Annotated in this window: 20 protein-coding genes; 10 read left to right on the plus strand and 10 right to left on the minus strand. The window is 71.6% G+C overall.

Going from position 1 to position 20,775, the window contains the following annotated elements:
• Positions 1-33 precede the first annotated feature (33 nt).
• Both ACZ42A_RS30555 and ACZ42A_RS30560 read right to left on the minus strand, forming a co-directional pair.
• Positions 34-771, minus strand: coding sequence for a methionine ABC transporter permease (locus ACZ42A_RS30555; RefSeq protein WP_468530515.1), 738 nt, complete (start codon positions 769-771; stop codon positions 34-36).
• Complete coding sequence (locus tag ACZ42A_RS30560) at positions 768-1,811, minus strand: methionine ABC transporter ATP-binding protein (protein ID WP_468530516.1); 1,044 nt, start codon at positions 1,809-1,811, stop codon at positions 768-770. Before ACZ42A_RS30560 ends, ACZ42A_RS30555 begins: the two co-directional genes overlap by 4 nt.
• 464 nt (positions 1,812-2,275) lie before the next feature.
• Here ACZ42A_RS30560 and ACZ42A_RS30565 point away from each other — a divergent pair, with 464 nt between their 5' ends.
• On the plus strand, positions 2,276-2,635 hold the full coding sequence (locus tag ACZ42A_RS30565) for a hypothetical protein (RefSeq protein WP_468530517.1): 360 nt from the start codon (positions 2,276-2,278) through the stop codon (positions 2,633-2,635).
• Between the two features lies 1 nt (position 2,636).
• On the plus strand, positions 2,637-3,053 hold the full coding sequence (locus ACZ42A_RS30570) for a hypothetical protein (RefSeq protein ID WP_468530518.1): 417 nt from the start codon (positions 2,637-2,639) through the stop codon (positions 3,051-3,053).
• 11 nt (positions 3,054-3,064) lie between these two features.
• Here the strand turns inward: ACZ42A_RS30570 and ACZ42A_RS30575 are convergent, their stop codons facing one another.
• From ACZ42A_RS30575 to ACZ42A_RS30585, 3 genes are all read right to left on the minus strand, one after another.
• Positions 3,065-3,562: a GNAT family N-acetyltransferase gene (locus ACZ42A_RS30575; protein ID WP_468530519.1), complete on the minus strand. Its 498-nt coding sequence runs from the start codon at positions 3,560-3,562 to the stop codon at positions 3,065-3,067.
• 44 nt (positions 3,563-3,606) lie between these two features.
• A complete protein-coding gene (locus ACZ42A_RS30580; protein ID WP_468530520.1) occupies positions 3,607-4,110 on the minus strand; it encodes an RNA polymerase sigma factor in 504 nt (167 codons plus the stop codon).
• A 73-nt stretch (positions 4,111-4,183) separates the two neighbouring features.
• Positions 4,184-5,347, minus strand: a complete 1,164-nt coding sequence (locus tag ACZ42A_RS30585; RefSeq protein ID WP_468530521.1) for a glycerophosphodiester phosphodiesterase — start codon at positions 5,345-5,347, stop codon at positions 4,184-4,186.
• Between the two features lie 1,444 nt (positions 5,348-6,791).
• Here ACZ42A_RS30585 and ACZ42A_RS30590 point away from each other — a divergent pair.
• Both ACZ42A_RS30590 and ACZ42A_RS30595 read left to right on the plus strand, forming a co-directional pair.
• Positions 6,792-7,463: a lysophospholipid acyltransferase family protein gene (locus tag ACZ42A_RS30590; RefSeq protein WP_468530522.1), complete on the plus strand. Its 672-nt coding sequence runs from the start codon at positions 6,792-6,794 to the stop codon at positions 7,461-7,463.
• Positions 7,464-7,561: 98 nt separating this feature from the next.
• Positions 7,562-9,202: a multicopper oxidase family protein gene (locus ACZ42A_RS30595; RefSeq protein ID WP_468530523.1), complete on the plus strand. Its 1,641-nt coding sequence runs from the start codon at positions 7,562-7,564 to the stop codon at positions 9,200-9,202.
• 94 nt (positions 9,203-9,296) lie between these two features.
• Here ACZ42A_RS30595 and ACZ42A_RS30600 read toward each other — a convergent pair whose 3' ends face one another.
• The 5 genes from ACZ42A_RS30600 to ACZ42A_RS30620 all read right to left on the minus strand — a co-directional run bounded on the left by ACZ42A_RS30600 (position 9,297) and on the right by ACZ42A_RS30620 (position 15,193).
• Positions 9,297-10,835, minus strand: coding sequence for an MFS transporter (locus ACZ42A_RS30600; protein WP_468530524.1), 1,539 nt, complete (start codon positions 10,833-10,835; stop codon positions 9,297-9,299).
• Positions 10,832-11,383 (minus strand): TetR/AcrR family transcriptional regulator, encoded by a 552-nt coding sequence (locus ACZ42A_RS30605; RefSeq protein ID WP_468530525.1) that lies wholly within the window; start codon positions 11,381-11,383, stop codon positions 10,832-10,834. Before ACZ42A_RS30605 ends, ACZ42A_RS30600 begins: the two co-directional genes overlap by 4 nt.
• A gap of 95 nt (positions 11,384-11,478) precedes the next feature.
• Complete coding sequence (locus ACZ42A_RS30610) at positions 11,479-12,450, minus strand: aldo/keto reductase (RefSeq protein ID WP_468530526.1); 972 nt, start codon at positions 12,448-12,450, stop codon at positions 11,479-11,481.
• A 56-nt stretch (positions 12,451-12,506) separates the two neighbouring features.
• Entirely contained in the window at positions 12,507-13,934 is a 1,428-nt protein-coding gene (gene argH / locus ACZ42A_RS30615) for an argininosuccinate lyase (protein WP_468530527.1), read from the minus strand.
• Between the two features lie 62 nt (positions 13,935-13,996).
• Positions 13,997-15,193 carry an argininosuccinate synthase gene (locus ACZ42A_RS30620; protein ID WP_468530528.1) on the minus strand — a complete coding sequence of 399 codons (1,197 nt, stop codon included), beginning with the start codon at positions 15,191-15,193 and terminating at the stop codon, positions 13,997-13,999.
• A gap of 189 nt (positions 15,194-15,382) precedes the next feature.
• Here ACZ42A_RS30620 and ACZ42A_RS30625 point away from each other — a divergent pair, with 189 nt between their 5' ends.
• The 6 genes from ACZ42A_RS30625 (at position 15,383) to ACZ42A_RS30650 (ending at position 20,736) form a co-directional block, all read left to right on the plus strand.
• Entirely contained in the window at positions 15,383-16,180 is a 798-nt protein-coding gene (locus ACZ42A_RS30625) for a hypothetical protein (protein ID WP_468530529.1), read from the plus strand.
• Between the two features lie 114 nt (positions 16,181-16,294).
• Positions 16,295-16,888, plus strand: coding sequence for a pyridoxamine 5'-phosphate oxidase family protein (locus ACZ42A_RS30630; protein WP_468530530.1), 594 nt, complete (start codon positions 16,295-16,297; stop codon positions 16,886-16,888).
• A 132-nt stretch (positions 16,889-17,020) separates the two neighbouring features.
• Positions 17,021-17,722 carry a L,D-transpeptidase family protein gene (locus ACZ42A_RS30635; protein WP_468530531.1) on the plus strand — a complete coding sequence of 234 codons (702 nt, stop codon included), beginning with the start codon at positions 17,021-17,023 and terminating at the stop codon, positions 17,720-17,722.
• 76 nt (positions 17,723-17,798) lie between these two features.
• A complete protein-coding gene (locus ACZ42A_RS30640; protein ID WP_468530532.1) occupies positions 17,799-19,181 on the plus strand; it encodes a ferredoxin reductase family protein in 1,383 nt (460 codons plus the stop codon).
• Positions 19,182-19,211: 30 nt separating this feature from the next.
• Entirely contained in the window at positions 19,212-19,955 is a 744-nt protein-coding gene (locus ACZ42A_RS30645; RefSeq protein ID WP_468530533.1) for an FMN-binding protein, read from the plus strand.
• Between the two features lie 43 nt (positions 19,956-19,998).
• On the plus strand, positions 19,999-20,736 hold the full coding sequence (locus ACZ42A_RS30650) for an FAD:protein FMN transferase (RefSeq protein WP_468530534.1): 738 nt from the start codon (positions 19,999-20,001) through the stop codon (positions 20,734-20,736).
• The last annotated feature ends 39 nt before the right edge of the window (positions 20,737-20,775 follow it).

Here is a 20,775-nt window from a genome sequence, read left to right on the forward strand (position 1 = left end):
ACGGGGAGTCTGTGGGGGCGGTCGCTTACGCGACTACGCGACCTTGCCGACGTCGGCCGCCGCCGGCTCCTCCGCCTTGAGCAGGCGGAGCTTGGGGGCGGGGCCGGAGCGGGCGCCGCGGCGGTGCAGGGAGCGGGCCGCGTAGTCTCCGGCGAACTGGATGACGGAGATGACCACGGCGAGGATCGCCACGGTGATCCACATCAGTCCGGTCTCGAAGCGCTGGTAGCCGTAGCGGACGGCGAGGTCGCCGAGGCCGCCGCCGCCGACCGTGCCGGCCATGGCGGAGTAGCCGATGAGGGCGATGATCGTGGTGGTGGTGCTGGCGATGAGGGAGGGCAGGGCCTCGGGGACCAGGACCTTGCGGACGATGGTCCAGGTGTTGCCGCCCATCGACTGGACGGCCTCGACCAGACCGTGGTCCACCTCGCGGACGGCCGTCTCGACGAGCCGGGCGAAGAACGGGATGCCGCCGATGGCGAGCGGCACGATCGCCGCCTCGCTGCCGATGGTGGTGCCGGTGACCCAGCGGGTGAAGTTCATCAGCGCGACCATCAGGATGATGAACGGCATCGAGCGGCCGACGTTCACGATCTGCCCGATGACCTTGTTCACGACGGTGTTCTGCAGCAGTCCGCCCTTGTCGGTGAGGACCAGCAGGACACCGATCGGCAGGCCGAGGACGACCGCGATCAGGGTGGACCAGCCGACCATGATCAGCGTCTCGGTACAGGCCTGCTCCAGCAGGGGCTGCATCTCGGACCAGGTCACTTGGCACCTTCCTTCACCAGCGCGGGCGCGTTGTCGGTGGGGCCGACGACATCGATCTGGAGGCCCTGTTCGCGCAGGAAGCCGATGGGCACGACGTTGTCCTCGTAGCGGCCGGGCAGTTCGATGCGCATCCGGCCGACCTGCAGGCCGCCGACGGTGTCGATGGCGGCGCCGAGGATCGAGATGTCGATGTTGTAGGTGCGGGCCAGCTGGGAGATGACCGGCTGGGTGGCGGCCTCGCCGTGGAAGGTGACGTCGAGGACGGTGCGGTCGTCGGCGGAGGCCTCGCCGCCGACGGGGAAGAGCGCGGAGGCGAGCTGGGAGCCGGGGGTGGCGAGCAGTTCGCTGACCGTGCCGGACTCGACGACGCGCCCCTTCTCCATCAGCGCGGCCGAGTCGCAGATGGACTTCACGACGTCCATCTCGTGCGTGATGAGCAGGACGGTCAGGCCGAGCTGCTGGTTGAGGTCGCGCAGCAGCTGGAGGATCGAGCGGGTGGTCTCCGGGTCGAGGGCGCTGGTGGCCTCGTCGGAGAGCAGCACCTTGGGGTCGCCGGCCAGGGCGCGGGCGATACCGACGCGCTGCTTCTGGCCGCCGGAGAGCTGGGCGGGGTAGGCCTTGGCCTTGTCGGCGAGACCGACGAGGTCGAGGAGTTCGAGCGCCTTGCGGGAACGTTCCTTCCCGGACGTGCCGAGGATTTCCAGCGGCAGCTCGACGTTGTCCTGCACGGTCCGCGAGGACAGCAGGTTGAAGTGCTGGAAGACCATGCCGATCCGGCTGCGCGCCTGCCGCAGCTCCCTGCCGGCGCGCGGGCCGCGGCCGGCGAGGGCGGTGAGGTCCTGCCCGTCGACGGTCACGGTCCCGGAGGTGGGGCGCTCCAGGAGGTTGACGCAGCGGATGAGCGAGGACTTGCCGGCGCCGGACTGGCCGATGACGCCGTACACCTCGCCTTCGCGGACGTGCAGGTCGACGCCGTCCAGGGCGGTGACCTCGCGGCCGCGTGAGCGGTAGACCTTGGTCAGGCCCGATGTGGTGATCACTGGGGGTTTCCGTCACTGTCGAGTACGCGGGCGTGGGTGTGCCCGGGCACGGGTGCATTCGGTCGGGAACGCGGCACGGCTCTCGCGGTGCGCTGGAACCAGGAGAGAACATGTGCGCGGGGCGGCTCGGTGCCGTAGGTCAGGGGCTACGGCGGACACGAGCGGGCTCTCGCTTCGGGGCGCGAGGCTCAGATGGTGCGGGGGCCCTCTAGAAGGCGCACATTCGGCACGGACACATACAACGAGCACCGGGCGTCAGGGTCGCCTCGGTCGCAAGGATGCGGCTGCTCGTCGTGGTCATGCGATCAGTAAAGCAGACATACGCTGCTGACCGGTCACCGCTGTCCGCATAGTGGAACAACGGGGGCGAGTTGTGGCCAAGGCCACGGTGGCCGTTCGGTGCGTCGCCGCGGAGGGCCAGGGGCGGGGGCTGGGTGTCCGTTGCGTCGTAATAAGGTCGCTGCATGCTTGATGCCCTGACGCTGGTGACCGGGGTCGCCGCGCTGCTGCTCGCCGCGTGGTGCGGCTGGGCGGCGTACCGAGACCAGCCGACGAAGGACTGGCACTTCATCGGGATGGCCGTGGTGACGCTGCTGGCCCTGGTCCAGCTGGTCGTCGGCATCGTGCAGCTGGCGCGGGGCGAGGAGCCGGACCAGGGCACGACGATCTTCGTGGCGTATCTGCTGGGCGCGTTCGCGTGCGTGCCGGCCGCCGGCTTCATGTCGCTGGCCGAGCGCACGAAGTGGGGTTCGGTGACGGTCGCCGCGGGCGGCGTGGTGCTGGCCGTGCTCGAAGTGCGGCTCTACGACATCTGGGGAGGCTGAGATGACCGCGGTCGAGGAGAGGCGGCGGCTGACCAGCGGGCCCGGGACGCTTCTTGTGTGGCTGTACGGCGTGATGGTCGTCGGCGCGGTGTCGCGTTCCGCGTATCAGATCGCCACCGAGTTCGACCGGGCGCCGCTCGCGTACGCGCTCTCGGCGGTGGCCGGGGTGGTGTACGGATTCATCACGTACACGCTGGTGCGGGGCGGGGAGACGGCCCGCAGGGCGGCGCTGGTGTGCTGCGCCGCCGAGCTGGTGGGTGTGGTGGCCGTCGGTGTCTGGACGCTGGTGGAGCCGTCGGCGTTTCCCGATGCGACCGTGTGGTCGGACTTCGGGATGGGTTATCTGTTCATTCCGGTGATTTTGCCGGTTTCCGCGTTGGTGTGGTTGCGCAAGGCGCGGAGCGCTCCGCGCCCCTGAGGGCGTTTCACTCACGCCGTTTGAACGTACGCCCCGGCCTGCTTTTCGAGGATGACCATGGGGACGCCGTCCGAGCCCTCGGCCGTGCCTACGGCCTCGTAGCCCACCTTGCGGTACAGGCGCAGGCTGCTCTCGCTGCGGTGGCCGGTGTGGAGGCGGAACTTCCTGGCGCCGCGCTGCTCGGCGAGGGCGGACTCGGCGGCGCGCAGGAGGCGGGCGCCGATGCCGTGGCCCTGGAGGCGGGGGTGGACGCAGAGTTTGCCGATGGCGGCGGCGCCGTCCTCGGTGACCGTGCCGCGGACCGAGCCGACCACCTCGTCGCCGAGCCGGGCGACGAAGACGCAGTCGTCGGCGACCTCTTGGCGGACCGAGTCGAGGGTCTGAACGAGCGGAGCGATGCGGTAGTTGCCGTACAGCGCGGCCTCGCTCTGGAAGCACAGGTACTGCAGCTTGAAGATCTGCTCGGCGTCCTGTTCGGTCGCCTCGGAGATGATCACGCTCATGCCCATGTGTGCACGCCTCCCGCTCACCTGTTGCCTGTCGTCCCTCACTCCTATCCCCGCGCTCTTCGGGCCGCAACCTCCGGTGCGAGCAATCGACGCAGACATCCCAGGCATCTGGAACGTTCCGGGCCGAGACTGCCCTGTGAGATACCCAACTCCCCCGCGATCTCCCGGTATGTCAGGTCCTTCGGGGAGAGGAGGGCCTCCAGCAGGGACGGGCAGCGTCCGGGGAGGCGGCGGACCGCGTCGCGCAGGGCGCGGCGATGGGCCGCGGCGAGGGCGAGCTGTTCGGGGGTACGGTCGCCGTCGTCGGCTGGTTCGCTTTCGTAGGGCCGTTCGTGACGGGTCGTACGACGGGAGCGGCGCGCCTCCGAGCGGACGGCCCGGCGCAGCCAGCGTTCGGGGTCGGGCGGCGGGCCGTCGCTGTCGAGGCGCTCCAGGAGGCGGAGCCAGACCGCCTGTTCCAGATCCCCGGGTTCGGTGCCGGCGTGCGCCTCGGCGGAGGCCTCGGCGGCGAGCAGCGGGCGCAACGTGGTGAGCAGGTCGTGCGTCATATGCGGCACGACGCGCCGCCCGGGCCGGAAGTTGCCCGGGCGGCCGTAGTCACCCCGAACGGGGTGTGGCGGTTCAACCGTTGACGAAGTCCTCGCGGGCGAGCAGGCCGGTGTCGGGGTGGTCGGTGAAGACGCCGTCGATGCCCGTCGCGAAGTACGCCTGGTACGCGCCGAAGACGTCGCCGTAGGCGTCGGGGTCCGTGCCCTTGCGGAAGTTCGCGGGCAGGAACGGGTTCTCGTTGCGCAGCGTGTAGGGATGCAGGATCAGCCCCACCTTGTGGGCGTCGGCGACCAGGGTGGTCGGCTTGGTGAGGTTGCCGGCCGCGTCCTTCGGGATGATCAGGTCGAGGGTGGGGCCGATGCCCTGGGCGTAGGAGGCGATCTCGCGCAGGCCGGCCGGCTTGATGAGGTCGGCGACGGTGCGCGGGTCTCCGGTCTCGACGAAGTCCCAGGGGCGGGTGTTGGCGCCGGACAGCAGGACCACGAGCGGGTTGTCGACCAGCTTGTTCAGCCGCTGGATGCTGGTCGGCTCGAAGGACTGGAGGATGACCGGGGAGTTCCACTTGTGCTTGCCGTACTTGCGCAGCACCTTGGCGACCCGCTCCTCCAGGCCGAGGCCCAGCTTGCGGAAGTAGGTGGGGTGCTTCAGCTCCGGGTAGATCCAGACCTGCTTGCCGCGCCGCTTGGTCTGCTCGTCCTGCCAGCGCAGCACCTCTTCGAAGCTGGGTATCTCCCAGCGGCCGTTGTAGAGGGTGTTGTGCGGGCGGTTGGCGGGGATCCGCTCCTTGGCCCGCAGGGTCTTCAGCTCGGCGAGCGTGAAGTCCTCGGTGAACCAGCCGGTGGTGGGCACGCCGTCCAGGGTCTTGGTGGTCTTGCGGTCGGCGAACTCGGGGTGGTCGGCGACGTCCGTGGTGCCGCCGATCTCCGGCTCGTGGCGGCAGACGAGGTGGCCGTCCTTGGTGGGGACGAGGTCGCCGGCCTCGATGATGTCCGCGCCCATGTCGAGGGCGAGCTGGTAGGCGGCGAGGGTGTGCTCGGGGCGGTAGCCGCTGGCGCCGCGGTGGCCGATGATCGTCGGCACGGGCAGGCTCTTCAAGCCGCGACCCTCCTTGCTCGCGTCGGCTCTCGCCGTACCGCCCAGCCCGAGGACCGCTCCGCTCGCGCCGAGCACGGCGGCGCCGAGCAGCGCCCGTCGTCCGGTGCGGTGGGCGTTCTCGTTCGCATCCTGCGTTCCCATCGGCGCCTCCCGGCAATCGGCTCGGCCGCTTCTCGGCCACGTGCGCGCTGATCGTAGGGGCGCGGACATGACCGGCGGGAGGCCTCGGGTCGAACACATGGATGACGACGGATGGCGTACACAAGGCGCAAAGTGACGGGCCGTCGGCTTGGCGGTGAGGGAGCGGGGAAGCCGGACGGGGAGGACGCGGTGCCGTGCCCGTCCCGCAGCCCGTGGGCCGGGCACGGCACGGCTGCCGCAGGCGTGGCGCGGCTGCGGGCCTGGGCGTGACACGGCTGCTGCAGGCGTGGCGCGGCTGCTGGTCCAGGCGCAGCGCGGCTTCGACAAGCGCGGCGCGGCTGCTGGCCCGGGCACGGCACGGCTGCCACAGGCGTGCCGCGGCTGCTGGTCCAGGCGCGGCACGGCTTCGACAAGCGTGGCGCGGCTGCTGGCCCGCGCACGGCACGGCTGCCGCAGGCGTGCCGCGGCTGCTGGTCCAGGCGCAGCGCGGCTTCGGCAGGTGTGGCGCGGCTGCTGGCTCGGGCGCGGCGCTGCGGGCCGCCGGACGGGCCGGACCGGACAGGAAATCGGCGCGGTTGCGGGGGCCGGGGTGGGGCCCCGGCTCGGCCCCGGCGCGTGCGCCCGGCATGCCGGGCGCGCAGCGGTCGGCGCGGGGGCGGCCAGGCGGATCGGCGTGCGCGGAGGGCACGTCGAGCGCGGGCGCACAGCGCCCTGGCGCGGGCGCCGGGCATGTCGGTTCAGCGCTCCTGGGCGCAGGCGCCAGGCATTCTCGGCGCAGCCGTCCGGGCGCGGGCGCCAGGCACGTCGGCGCCAACCGGGCACGAGTGCCGGACACGTCGGCGGAACGCTCCTGGCACGGGCGCGGCCACGGCGGCGTAGGCCACCGGGCGCGAGCACCGGAGACAACGGTGCAGCGCTCCCGGCTCAGGCGCCAGGCACGTCGGGCGCAGCGCTCCGGGCGTGGGCCAGGCACGTCGGCGCAGTACCGAGCGCAGGCGCGGCCACGGCGGCGTAGGCCTCCAGGCACGAGCACCGGAGACAACGGTGCAGCTCGCGGCGCAGGCGCCAGGCACGTCGGCGCAGTACCGAGCGCAGGCGCGCCCACGTCGGCGTAGACCTCCGCGTACAGGCGCCAGGCGCATCGGTGCGGTGCCCGGGCGCGGGCGCGTCGGCGTGGCCATCCGGGCGGCGGGGCCGGATATGGCGGCGTAGCGCCCGGGCGGCGGGGCCGGGCCGTTGGTGTGGTGCTCCGGGTGGTGGTGTGGCGACTTGTGTCACATCGTCGCGGGGGCGTTACGCGCCGTCCACGGCGCGGTGTCGCAGGTAAACGTGCGTCAACAGTACGTAAGACCTCCGTGAACCCGATGTGCGCCACCCCCGGGACCGCGAGTATCGTCCTCACCTGCACAGACTCATGACGATTCGCTCACACCGGAGGACCCCGTTGTCCCGCTTCGCGCTCATCAAGGCAGTGCTCGGTCCGGTCATGCGCCTGATGTTCCGCCCCCGGGTGGAGGGTGTGGAGCACATCCCGGGCGAAGGCCCGGTCATCCTGGCGGGCAACCACCTGACCTTCATCGACTCGATGATCCTGCCGCTGGTCTGCGACCGTCAGGTCTTCTTCATCGGCAAGGACGAGTACGTCACCGGCAAGGGCCTCAAGGGCCGGCTGATGGCCTGGTTCTTCACGGGCGTCGGCATGATCCCGGTCGACCGGGACGGCGGCAAGGGCGGCGTGGCCGCGCTGATGACCGGTCGCCGGATCCTGGAGGAGGGCAAGGTCTTCGGCATCTACCCGGAGGGCACGCGCTCGCCCGACGGCCGGCTGTACCGGGGCCGCACCGGTATCGCGCGGCTCACGCTGATGACCGGTGCGCCGGTCGTGCCGTTCGCCATGATCGGCACGGACAAGATCCAGCCGGGCGGGGCGGGCATTCCGCGGCCGAGCCGGGTGACCGTGCGGTTCGGTGAGGCGATGGAGTTCTCCCGGTACGAGGGGATGGACCGGGACCGGTATGTGCTGCGGGCCGTGACCGACTCCGTCATGGCCGAGGTGATGCGCCTGTCGGGCCAGGAGTACGTGGACATGTACGCCACAAAGGCCAAGGCCGCTTAGCGGCTCGCGTCCGCCTGCCGGTGGAATCTGTCACCGACACATCGGGCGTTCGGCCGAATCACCCGACCATGTGATCACGCGACATGTCTGATTTAGACATGTTCAAACCTTCTCGGCGCACCCTCCTCCGCACCCCGATCGCCGCCGGCGCGGGCCTGCTCGCAGCCTGCACCAGCTCCGGTTCCGGGCCCAGCTCCGGTTCCGGGCCCACCCCCGGTCCCCAAGGAACAGGCGATCAGGCGAAGTTCGTCCCGGCCGGCCCCCGGGGGTACGTCAACCCGTCCGACCCGGAGGTTCTCGCCGCCGAGCGAAAGCGCGGGTCCGGCCCCGTACGCAAGTACCGGATCACAGCAGGCGTGGCCACTCTGGACCTGGGCGGGCGGTCCTTCCGGAGCTGGGCGTACGACGAGGCGCTCCCCGGCCCGCTGGTGCGCGTCACCGCCGGCGACATCCTCGACCTCACCCTCGCCAACCGGCTGCCCGCCACGACCACGCTGCACTCCCACGGGCTGCGACTGCGCTGCGACATGGACGGCACCCCGGGACTGACCCAGAAGGCCGTCGCCTCGGGGGCCGACTTCGTCTATCGCTTCGCCGTCCCCCACCCGGGCACGTACCTGTTCCACTCCCACGTCGGCATGCAGCCCGACCGTGCCCTGTACGCGCCGTTCATCGTCGACGATCCCAAAGAGCCCCTCGCCTACGACAAGGAATGGATCGTCGTCCTGGACGACTGGGTGGACGGCGTGGACGGTTCCACGCCCGACGCGGTGCTGAGCCAGCTGCTGCCCGAGGGGACCACCACGACGGGACACATGGGGATGGGTCCCGGACGCAGCAGCCCGAGTCCCCGCCGGTCGGCGAGCGCGCACGCGTCGCCGTCCAAGGCGACCACCGGCCCCTCGCGGGTGCTGCACAAGTCCCACAGCCGCATGCTCCACGGGGAGGGCGGCAACGTCGCCTACCCCTACTACCTGGTCAACGGGCGGCTGCCCGGCAATCCTTCGGTGTTCCGCTGCCGTCCCGGCGACCGTGTCCGGTTGCGCATCATCAACGCCGGTTCCGACACCGCCTTCCGTGTCGCGCTGGGTGATCACAAGATGACCGTCACGCACACCGACGGCTATCCCGTGAAGCACCAGAAGACCGATGCCCTCCTCGTCGGCATGGCGGAGCGGTACGACGTCCTGATCACCGCCCGGGACGGCGTCTTCCCCCTGGTCGCCCTGCCCGAGGGCAAGAAGGGCGAGGCCCTCGCCGTCCTGCGCACCGACAAGGGAAAGAAGCTTCCCTCGCCCACTGTGCGCCCGGACGAACTCGACGGGCAGACGGTTCCCGCGCGCCGCCTCGTGCCGGACGACTCCGTGGCCCTCGACGACCGCGAGCCCGACCGCGAGATGCGCATCCGGCTCACCGGCGGCATGCGGAACTACGACTGGGGATTCGACCACCAGCCCTACTCCGTGAGCCGGCGTCACCCGGTCCGCGCCGGCGAACGGGTGCGGATCTCCCTCATCAACGCCACGGACATGTGGCATCCGCTGCACCTGCACGGGCACACCTTCGCGCTGACCGGCATCGACGCGGCCGGCGCCCGCAAGGACACCGCCGTGGTGCTGCCGCACCGGAAGCTGGTCATCGACTTCGATGCCGACAATCCGGGGCTGTGGATGCTGCACTGCCACAACCAGTACCACTCGGAGAGCGGGATGATGACGGTGCTCGGGTACCGTCGGTGAGGACCCGGGGGGCGGGGCAGCGGGGCGGGTGCGGCACCGTCGTGGCTGGTCGCGCCCACGCGGCGGAGCCGCATATCGGCACAGCCCCGCGCCCCTAGGGGTGATCCGGTTGCCCGGAGCTTTCGAGGCGCTGGCCCCTCAGCATGAACCAGGCCGCCACCGCCGTCACCAGCAGGACCACCGCGCCCGCGCCCGCCGCGATGGCGAGGCCGTCGACGAAGGACTCGCGGGCCGCGTCCAGCAGGGCCCCCGCCTGGCCCGCCGGCAGGGCGTGGGCGGCCTCGACCGCTCCGCCCAGCGACTCGTGCGCGCCCTCGGGGGTGCCCGCCGGGGACGGGAAGCCCCGGTAGACGCCGGTGACGATGGAGCCGAGGAGGGCGATGCCGAGAGCGGCACCGAGTTCGTACGCCGTCTCGGAGACCGCGGAGGCGGCGCCCGCCTGCTCCTTGGGTACGGAGGCGAGGATGACGTCGGCGGTCACGGTGAAGGAGAAGCCCGCGCCGATACCCACGACCAGCAGGGCCGCGCCGAGCAACGGGTAGCCGGTGGACTGGTCGAGGAGCGTCAGCGAGGCCAGGGCGAGGCCGACCGCGGCGAGGCCGCCGGCGACGACCGAGCGCACCGAGAAGCGGCGGGCCGCCGCACCGGCGATCAGACCGGCCGTCACCGCGCCGATCGCGGCGGGCAGTTCGGCCAGGCCCGCCTCGAACGGCCGCCTGCCCTGCACCAGCTGGAGGTACTGGGAGAGGAAGAACACCAGTCCGGACAGACCCAGGATGGTCAGCAGGTCGGCCAGGACCGCGCCGCTGAAGCCGCGGTTGCGGAACAGTCGCATGTCCAGCAACGGCGCCGGCAGGGTCAGCTGGCGGCGTACGAAGCCGTACAGCGCGGCCGCGCCCAGGACACCCGCGGCGAGCGTCGCCCACGCGAAGCCGTGCGTGGCGGCCTCCTTCACGGCGTAGACCACACCGATCATGCCGAGGAGCGAGAGCAGCACGCTGGGCAGGTCCCACGGGCCCGGGTTCGGGTTGCGGGACTCGGGGAGCAGCTTGATGCCGACGAGGACCAGGACCGCCATCACGGGCAGGTTGATCAGGAAGACCGAGCCCCACCAGAAGTGCTCCAGCAGGAAGCCGCCCACGATCGGGCCGACCGCCGTACCGGCCGAGGCGGTGGCGCCCCAGATGCCGATGGCGAGGCTGCGCTCGCGCGGGTCGTGGAAGAGATTGCGGATCAGCGCGAGGGTGGCCGGCATCAGGGTCGCGCCGGCGACACCGAGGAGGGCCCGCGCGAGGATCATCAGCTCGGGGGTGGTGGCGTACGCGTTGAGCACGGACACCGCGCCGAACGCCGTGGCGCCGATCAGCAGGATCCGCTTGCGTCCGATGCGGTCGCCGAGGCTGCCCATGGTGACGAGCAGACCGGCGATGACGAAGGAGTAGACGTCGCCGATCCACAGCAGCTGGGTGCCGGACGGGGCGAGGTCTTCGCTGATGTACGGGGTCGCGAGGCCGAGGACGGTGGCGTCGACGGCCACCAGCAGCACGGCGAGCACGAGGACGGACAGCGCGAGCCAGCGGCCCGGGCGCTTCACCGCCTCCGTCGCGTTTGCCGGCTGCAGGGTGCTGGTCATGATTCCTCTCTCCGTAGCGCGCCGCCGAGCAGCAGCTCAGCGATCATGGACTGGAAGTCGTTGCGGGCGACCTTGCCGTCGAGCACCGACCAGGCGCCCGCGGCGAGCAGGCCGTAGAGCGCCTCGGTGAGCCAGGCGGGCGAGAGGTCGATACGGAACTCGCCGCTGTCCTGGCCGCGGCGGAAGAGCGCCGAGATCCTGGCGTCGATCCGGGCCCAGCCCGCGTTCACTCCGTCGCCCTCGAACAGCTGGTTCTCGCTGTACAGGAAGGCGAGCAGCCCGGCGGCGGGCTCGATCTCGCGGATCAGCCGGCGTACGGCCTCCCCTGCCGGGCCCTCGTCCAGCCGGGCCCGGTCCAGCGCGGCCTCGCACTCGGCGATGCCCAGCGCCTCCAGCGCCCGGACGAGCGCGTCCCGCCCGGCGAAGTGCCGGTGCAGGGTGGCCCGGCTGATCCCGGCGGCCTTGGCGACCTCGTCCATGGTCGCGGTGGACTTGCGGGTCAGCAGGGCGGCTGCGCTGCGCAGTACGTGCTCACGATCGACGGCCATGAGACAACCATAGCCCATGTGAGACATCCCTGTCTCACCATGGGCATGCGCGACTCAGCCATGACATCAGAGTCGCTGGTCAGCCGGGGTGTCCGTCAGTGCCAGGGCAGCTGTCCGCGCCGCTCCCAGTACGTCCGCGGGTCCTCCACGAGGGCGGCGAGCCGTTCCAGCTGGTTCTCGTCCAGGTCCACGACCGGGGCGTGCAGGTTGGAGGTCAGCTGGGCGACGGTCGCGGCGCCGGAGAGCACGACGCCCGCCCACGGCTGCCGCAGGATGAGGGCGAGGGCCACGGCGTCACAGCCCAGCCCGGTCTCCCGGGCCACGGCCTTCAGCTCCTCCGGCGCGTGTGGCTCGGCCAGCCGGCCGTTGGCCATGCCCTCCTTGACGATCACCGTCAGCCCGGCGTCATGGGCCTCGGCGAGGGCGGGAGCGGCGGAGGTCTCCAGCACGTTGTACGTCGACTGCACGGTACGGAACAGCGGCTCGCCCTCGACCGTCACGGCGAGCGCGGCCCGGATCGCGTCGGCCTGGGCGGGGCCGCTGGTGGAGAAGCCGACGGTGACGCCCCGCGCGGCGGCCTCGGCGAGGCGGGCGTGCAGGTTCTTGTCGGTGAGCGCGGGGCTGTCCGGGGTGACCGAGTGGATCTGGTAGAGGTCGAGCCGGTCGCCGAGCAGGGCGTCGGTCTCGGCGCGCTGCCGCTCGTACGCCTCGACGCTGTGGTCCTTGACCTCGTGCCGCTCGGCGTCGGTGGTCCAGTCGGCGGTGTAGGTGTAGCCCCACTTGCTGCCGATGACGACGTCGTTCACGCCGGGGTTCGCGTGCAGCCAGGCGGCGAGGAACTCCTCGGAGCGGCCGTAGGAGCGGGCCGCGTCGAAGTAGCGGACGCCCTGGGCGTAGGCGGCGTCGAGGAGTTCGTGGGTGCGTTCTTTCAGCGCCTCGACCGTGCGGTTCTCGGGGAGGTCGTCCTCCCGGCCGAGGTTGATGTAGCCCGGGCGGCCCACGGCGGCGAGGCCCAGGCCGATGTGGCAGGTGGGCGTGGTGGCCTTGGCGAGACGGGCGAAGGGCATCGCGGGCTCCGTTCGGTCGGCTGACTGCGACCAACGTAACCCGCGATGCCCTCACGTCACTTCTTGGCGTTCGCCCACTCGTGCTGCGCCGCCACGTCCGCCTTCACCTCGGCCAGCTGGACGGCGACCGCGCTGGGCGCCGTACCGCCACGGCCGTTGCGGGAGGCGAGGGCGCCCGGCACGTTGAGGACCGAGCGGACCTCCGGCGTGAGGTGCTCGGAGATCTTCACGAACTGCTCGTCCGTGAGGTCGTCCAATTCCTTGCCCTCGGCCTCGGCGACCTTCACGCACTCACCGGCGACCTCGTGCGCGACGCGGAACGGCACGCCCTGCTTGACCAGCCACTCGGCGATGTCCGTGGCGAGGGAGAACCCGGCCGGGGCCAGTTCCTCCATGCGCTCGCGGTGCACGGTGAGGGTGGCCATCATGCCGGTGAAGGCGGGGAGCAGGATCTCCAGCTGGTCGATGGAGTCGAAGACCGGCTCCTTGTCCTCCTGGAGGTCGCGGTTGTAGGCGAGCGGGAGGGCCTTCAGGGTGGCCATGAGGCCGGTCAGGTTGCCGATGAGGCGGCCCGACTTGCCGCGCGCCAGCTCCGCGATGTCCGGGTTCTTCTTCTGCGGCATGATCGACGAGCCGGTGGAGAAGGCGTCGTGCAGGGTCACGAAGGAGAACTCCTTCGTGTTCCAGATGATGACCTCCTCGGCGATCCGGGAGAGGTTCACGCCGATCATCGCGGTGATGAAGGCGAACTCGGCGACGAAGTCGCGGGAGGCCGTGCCGTCGATGGAGTTGCCCGCGCTGCCGTGCTCGAAGCCGAGGTCCTTCGCGACCGCCTCGGGGTCCAGCCCGAGGGAGGAGCCGGCCAGGGCGCCGGAGCCGTACGGGGAGACGGCGGTCCGCTCGTCCCACTGGCGCAGCCGCTCGGCGTCCCGGGACAGCGCCTGCACGTGGGCGAGGACGTGGTGGGCGAAGAGCACCGGCTGGGCGTGCTGGAGGTGGGTGCGGCCGGGCATGGCCACGTCCGGGTGGGCCTCGGCGAGGCCGATCAGGGCGTCCTGGAGCTCGGCGATCAGACCGCCGATGACGCGGGCGTGGTCGCGCAGGTACATCCGGAAGAGCGTCGCCACCTGGTCGTTGCGGGACCGGCCGGCGCGCAGCTTGCCGCCGAGGTCGGGGCCGAGGCGCTCCAGCAGGCCGCGCTCGAGGGCGGTGTGGACGTCCTCGTCGGCGATGGTGCCCACGAAGGAGCCGTCCGCGACATCCGCCTCCAGCTGGTCGAGCCCGGCGATCATGCGCTGGAGCTCGTCCTCCGTCAGGAGCCCCGCCTTGTGCAGCACACGCGCGTGCGCGCGCGAACCGGCGATGTCGTACGGCGCGAGCCGCCAGTCGAAGTGGACGGACGCGGACAGCTTCGCCAGGGCCTCGGCGGGACCGTCGGCGAAACGGCCGCCCCAGAGCCGTACGTCACCGCTGTTGCTGCTCACTTGCGCTGCTCCTAGAGAGGTGTGGATGTGTGCGAACCCTACTTATGCCAGGTCCCGTCGGGCTATGCCCGCAATTGACGCTGCGCCGCGATCTTCGACGACAGGCTGTAGATGTCGATGAAGCCCTTGGCCGCGGACTGGTCGAAGGTGTCGCCCGTGTCGTAGGTCGCGAGGTTGAAGTCGTAGAGGGACTGCTCGGAGCGCCGGCCGGTGACGACCGCGCGGCCGCCGTGCAGGGTCATCCGGATGTCGCCGGAGACATACGCGTTGGCCTCGTCGACGAAGCCGTCGAGGGCCCGCTTGAGCGGGGAGAACCACTGGCCGTCGTAGACGAGTTCGCCCCAGCGCTGCTCGACCTGCCGCTTGTAGCGGGCGAGTTCGCGCTCGACCGTGACGTTCTCCAGCTCCTGGTGGGCGGTGATCAGGGCGATCGCGCCGGGGGCCTCGTAGACCTCGCGGGACTTGATGCCGACGAGCCGGTCCTCGACCATGTCGATCCGGCCGACGCCCTGGGCACCGGCGCGGTCGTTGAGCTGCTGGATCGCCTGGAGGACGGTGACGGGCTCGCCGTCGATCGCGACCGGGACGCCCGCCTCGAAGGAGATGATCACCTCGTCGGGCTCGCGCGGGACGGCCGGGTTGGCGGTGTACTCGTAGACGTCCTCGATCGGGGCGTTCCAGATGTCCTCCAGGAAGCCGGTCTCGACGGCCCGTCCGAAGACGTTCTGGTCGATGGAGTACGGCGACTTCCTGGTGGTCGCGATCGGCAGGCCCTTCTCCTCGCAGAAGGCGATGGCCTTGTCGCGGGTCATGGCGTAGTCGCGGACCGGGGCGATGCACTTCAGGCCGGGGGCGAGGGCGACGATGCCGGCCTCGAAGCGGACCTGGTCGTTGCCCTTGCCGGTGCAGCCGTGGGCGACGGTGGTGGCGCCGTGCTTCTTCGCGGCGGCGACGAGGTGCTTGACGATCGCCGGCCGGGAGAGCGCGGAGACCAGCGGATAGCGGTCCATGTAGAGGGCGTTGGCCTTGATCGCCGGGAGGCAGTACTCCTCGGCGAACTCGTCCCTGGCGTCGGCGACCTCGGCCTCGACGGCACCGCAGGCGAGCGCGCGCTTGCGGATGACCTCCAGGTCCTCGCCGCCCTGGCCGACGTCCACCGCGACCGCGATGACCTCGGCGCCCGTCTCCTCGGCGATCCAGCCGATGGCGACGGAGGTGTCCAGACCGCCTGAGTAGGCGAGTACGACGCGCTCGGTCACGGGCCTGCTCCTCACACTTGCGTTGCCATGCATGAGTATGCAGAGGTCTGCATGATTCGTCAATCTCGGGTGGCTTTGAACGCGGGAAACCGCTTTCCCGTACTGCTCACCGGACACCGGCGCCGCAGTACCCGTCCTCAGCACCTCTCGACCCGACTCGACCCGACTCGACCCAAGTGAGGCTTCCGCATGTCCAGGGCTCTTCCGAAGTACAACAAGCGCCGCGTGGCGACGATCGGCGGTGCCGCCGCCGTGGTGCTCTCCGGTGCGCTGATCGCCGGTTCCGCCCTCGCCGGGGAGACGTCCGGAAACGGCGGGAACGCCCGGACCCTGGCGACCCCCGGCACGATCAGCTGCCCGGACGTGGCGTCGAGGCTCCCCGCGATCCCCGCCTCCGCGAAGGCCGAGGTCGACCGCAACCTCGCCCTCCTCCAGACCCAGATCGGCGAAGCCAACAAGCGCCTCGCCGAGACAGTCGGCCAAGGCGGACCCAACTTCGTCCAGAACGCCATCCTCGGCCCCCTCAAGTCCAAGCGCACCGCCGCCATCGACCGCATCGCCATCTCCATCGGCCGCACCACCGCCAAGCCCCAGGGACTGGAGTCACTGGCCACCTGCACACTCGGCACGGGAGGCGGCGGAGCCGGTACGGCCGCGCCGAGCCCGGCGGCGACGAAGCCCTCCGGCGCCACCGCGACGGGCACCATCTCCTGCCCGGACGTGGCGTCGAGGCTCCCCGCGATCCCCGCCTCCGCCAAGGCCGAGGTCGACCGCAACCTCGCCCTCCTCCAGACCCAGATCGGCGAAGCCAACAAGCGCCTCGCCGAGACAGTCGGCCAAGGCGGACCCAACTTCGTCCAGAACGCCATCCTCGGCCCCCTCAAGTCCAAGCGCACCGCCGCCATCGACCGCATCGCCATCTCCATCGGCCGCACCACCGCCAAGCCCCAGGGACTGGAGTCACTGGCCACCTGCACACTCCGGTAGGAGAGCGGCAGGTGCGTGGCCGCCCCGTGGGATCGCCGGCCGGGGCGGCCACCGAGCCGGCAAACCGCCCCACCCTTCGGACAAATGAGCGATACACATGAATAATCCTTAGACATGGGAAAGACTTACGAGCGCATCGACGGCAGGCTCCGGACGTTCATCGAGGAGCAGCCGATCTTCTTCACCGCGACCGCCCCGCTGGCGGGCGACGGCACGGTCAATCTCTCCCCCAAGGGCCTCAAGGGCTCCTTCGTGGTGCTCGACGAGCACACCGTGGCCTACCTCGACTTCGCGGGCTCCACCGCGGAGACCGTCGCGCACCTGCGCGAGAACGGCCGGATCACCCTGATGTGGTGCGCCTTCCAGGGCCCGCCGAACATCGTGCGGGTGCACGGCCGCGGGGAGCCGGTGTTCCGTGACGACCCGCGGTTCCCCGGCCTGCTCGCCCGCTTCCCGGACATCGACGAGACCCGGCACGGCCTGCGCGCGATCATCGTGGTGACGGCCGAACTCGTCCGCGACAGCTGCGGATACGCGGTGCCCTTCATGTCGTACGAAGAGGACCGCGATCTGCACGGCAGGCGTTTCGCGCGCGAGGACGACGCCTCGCTGAGCGCCTACTTCGAGAAGAAGGACCACATCGCGGCGAGCCTCGACGGCCTGCCGGGGCTGCCGCTGCCCCTGCCGCCGCTCGCCCAGGAGGCGTGAAGCCGAGAGGCTGAGCCCGAGAAGGCGCAGCCCGAGGAGACTCACCCCGAGGAGGCCTGAACCCAAGGAGGCCTGAACCCGAACGGGTCAACGGCACTGGCGACGGCCCGACGCGCCGCTAGCGTCGAAGACATGCGTCCCGCTGTCGCCGCCGCCGTGTCCCTGGCCATCTGCGTGTGCCTCACCGCCTTCGCCCCGCCCGGCGGGAGCGCGCTGCCCGACCGGATGGCCGACACCGGCGGCGGCCGTCAGCTGATCACCGCGGTGGCGCCCCGGACCGGGGCCACCACCGGCACGGTGACGTGGTGGGAGCGGCGGGACCGGCGGTGGGTGAAGGAGGGCTCCGCACCGGCGCGGTTCGGGGCGAACGGGCTCGTCGAGGGGACCGCGCGTCGGCAGGGCACCAACACCACCCCGACCGGCCTGTACGACCTGCCGTTCGCCTTCGGCATCAAGGCGGCCCCGCGCGGCACCACGTACCCCTACCGCCCGGTCCGGCAGAACTCCTGGTGGTGCCAGGACAACGACTCGCGCGCGTACAACCGCTGGACCGAGCCACGCCCGGCCGACTGCCGCGCGGCCGAGGCCGAGCATCTGGTCTCCTACGGCACGCAGTACGCCCACGCGCTCGTCATCGGCTTCAACTACGCCAAGCCCGTGCGGGGCCGCGGCGCCGGGATCTTCCTCCACGTCAACGGGCGCGGGCCCACCGCCGGTTGTGTCTCCCTGCCGGCGGACGCGATGCGGCGCGTCCTCGCCTGGGCCGAGCCCGGGAAGCGGCCGCACATCGCCATCGGCACGGAGAGCGGGCGCACGGCCGTCACCCGGTACTGAACACCGGCCCCCTCCCCCACGTATCTCTGGGCCAAGGGACTACGACACACCCGTTGCCCCCGTCCCCGGAGGAACCGTGACCACCACGCTCGCAGGCGGCCGTGCCGCCCGGCGCCAGACGATGCGCCGCATCCGCCCGCGCCGCTCCCCCGCCGTGCCGCTGCTGCTGGCCCTGTGGGCCGGGGCGGGCGCGGTGCTGTGGCTGTGGTGGCGGACCACCCCGTCGATCGCGGACGAGACCGGGCGGATCCTGGGCGCGGGGCGGATCACCGGGCTGCTCGCGGGCTATCTGATGGCCCTGGTGGTGCTGCAGATGGCCCGGGTGCCCGCGCTGGAGCGGCGGGTGGGCTCCGACCGGGTCGCCCGCTGGCACGCGATGACCGGCCGCTACACGCTCTGCCTGGTCGCCGCGCACATCTTCCTGATCATGTGGGGCTACGCGCTCCAGGCGGGGCGGACCCTGGGCGACATCGTCCAGCAGACCGTCGACTCGGTGAACCAGCTGCCCGACATGGGCAAGGCCGCGATCGGCACGGGTCTGCTGCTGCTGATCGGGCTGGTCTCGATCGGCGGCGTCCGCCGCAGAATGCCGTACGACACCTGGTACCACGTGCATCTGATGACGTACGCGGCGGTGTATCTGACGTTCTGGCACCAGATCAGCGCCGGCAACGACTTCGCCGTCGAGCCCGTCGCGAAGACCTTCTGGTACGGGCTGTACGGCACGGTCACCGCGCTGGTCGTCTGGTACCGGATCCTCACCCCGGTCCGCCTCAACCTGAAGCACCGGATGCGGGTCGAGGCGGTGATCGAGGAGACGCCGGGGATCGTGTCGGTGCTGATCGCCGGGCGGAAGCTGCACCGGATGGGCGCCGAGGCCGGGCAGTTCTTCCGCTGGCGGTTCCTGGCGCCGGGCATGCGGTTCAGCTCGCATCCGTACTCGCTGTCGGCGGCGCCCCGCCCCGGCATGCTGCGGATCACCGTGAAGGCGATCGGCGACCACAGCGCCCGGCTGCGCGAACTCACCCCCGGCACCCGGGTGTGGGCCGAGGGCCCCTACGGGGCGCTGACCGCCCAGCGCCGCAGCCGCGGCAAGGTGCTGCTGGTGGCCGGCGGGGTCGGCATCACCCCGATGCGGGCCCTGTTCGAGACGCTGCCGGGCGCGGCCGGTGACATCACCCTCCTCTACCGGGCCAACAGCACCCAGGACCTGGCCCTGTGGGGCGAACTGGCCGCCATCGCCGACGAGCGGGGCGCCCGGCTGATGTACGCGGTGAACAGCCCGGACGGGGCGCGCCCGGACATCTCGGCGGAGCGGCTGCGGGAGAAGGTGCCCGACATCGACAAGCACGACGTCTTCCTGTGCGGACCGCCCGGCTTCGCGCAGTCCGTGTACGAGGCGCTGCGCGGCGCGGGGGTTCCCGCCCGCCGTATCCACCACGAGTCGTTCGAAATGTGAGCCACGGTCACTTCAGGAGCTTGCGGAGCCATGAGGAAGAGTCACCCGATCCGGCGTGCCCTGCTCGCCACCGCCGCCACGGCGTCCGGCATCGTGCTGCTGCTGTCGCTGAAGCCGGCGTCCGACCCGGCCTCCGCCTCGGCGGCGGGCGGCGCGGCACCGCAGCAGACGGCCGCCGGCCAGTCACCCCAGGGCGGCGCCCAGGCCGCGGGCACCACCACGGTCACCGGCGAGGCGGTCCGCACCCAGTACGGCCCCGTCCAGGTCCGCCTGACCGTGAGCGACGGCCGTATCACCAAGGCGGAAGCCGTCCAGGCACCCAGCGGAGGCCGCAGCAGCCAGATCACCGCCACCGCCGTCCCCCGCCTCAACCAGGCCGCCGTCGCCGCGCAGAGCGCCGAGATCGACGCGGTGTCGGGTGCCACGTACACGAGCACCGGCTACCAACAGTCCCTCCAGTCCGCCCTGGACCAGGCGGGACCGGCGGAAGCCGCACCCCAGGCCCGTACGGTCACCGGTGAGGCCGCCCGGACCCAGTACGGCCCGGTCCAGGTCCGGATCACCGTCGACGGCGGCCGTATCACCAAGGCGGAGGCCGTGCAGGCACCCAGCGGAGGCCGCAGCAGCCAGATCACCGCCACCGCCGTCCCCCGCCTCAACCAGGCCGCCGTCGCGACGGGCGGCGCGGACATCGACGCGGTGTCCGGGGCGACGTACACGAGCACCGGCTACCAGCAGTCCCTCCAGTCGGCCCTGGACCAGATCGGTGGGTGAGGCCGCACAAGCTCCCGTCGCGGTACGCCGGACGGAGGAGGCGATGGGGACCGTCTTCTCCTTCGACGTCCGCGGCGGGGACCCCCGTACCGTCCGCGCGGCCCTCGACGAGGCGGTCGACGGGCTGCACCGGGCCGACGCGGTGTTCAGCACCTACCGCGAGGACAGCCAGCTCTCCCGGCTGGCGCGCGGCGAGCTGACCGTCGCGGAGTGCGACCCGGAGGTCGCCGAGGTCCTGGAGCTGGGCGCGGAGGCGGAGCGGACCACCGACGGCTGGTTCAGCACCACGTACCAGGGCCGCCTGGATCCGACCGGCATCGTCAAGGGCTGGGCGGTCGAACGGGCGGCCCGCACACTGGCGGCGGCCGGGGCGAGCGGGGTCAGCGTCAACGGGGGCGGCGACGTCCAGCTGCTGGGCGCGCCGGGGGCGGAACGGCCGTGGCGGGTCGGGATCGCGGATCCGCTGCGGCCGGGTGGACTGGCCGCGGTGATCACCGCGGCCGGCACGACCGAGCTGGCCGTCGCCACTTCCGGCACGGCAGAACGCGGCGCCCACATCGTCGACCCCCGCACGGGCAGACCGGCCGTCACCGATCTGCTCGCGGTGACCGTAGTGGCCCCCCACCTCACCTGGGCCGACTGCTGGGCGACGGCCGCGTTCGCGATGGGCGCGAGGGAGGGCCTGGCCTGGCTGGAGAGCCTCCCGGAGGTGGAGGCCCTCCTGATCACAGCGGGCGATGAGGTGCGATGCACAAGGGGCCTGGCATCTCGACTCGGGTGAGTGGTCTTACCCAGGGGCGCGGGGCTGCATCGATTTGCG

The organism is Streptomyces sp. NPDC030838, assembly GCF_055572035.1.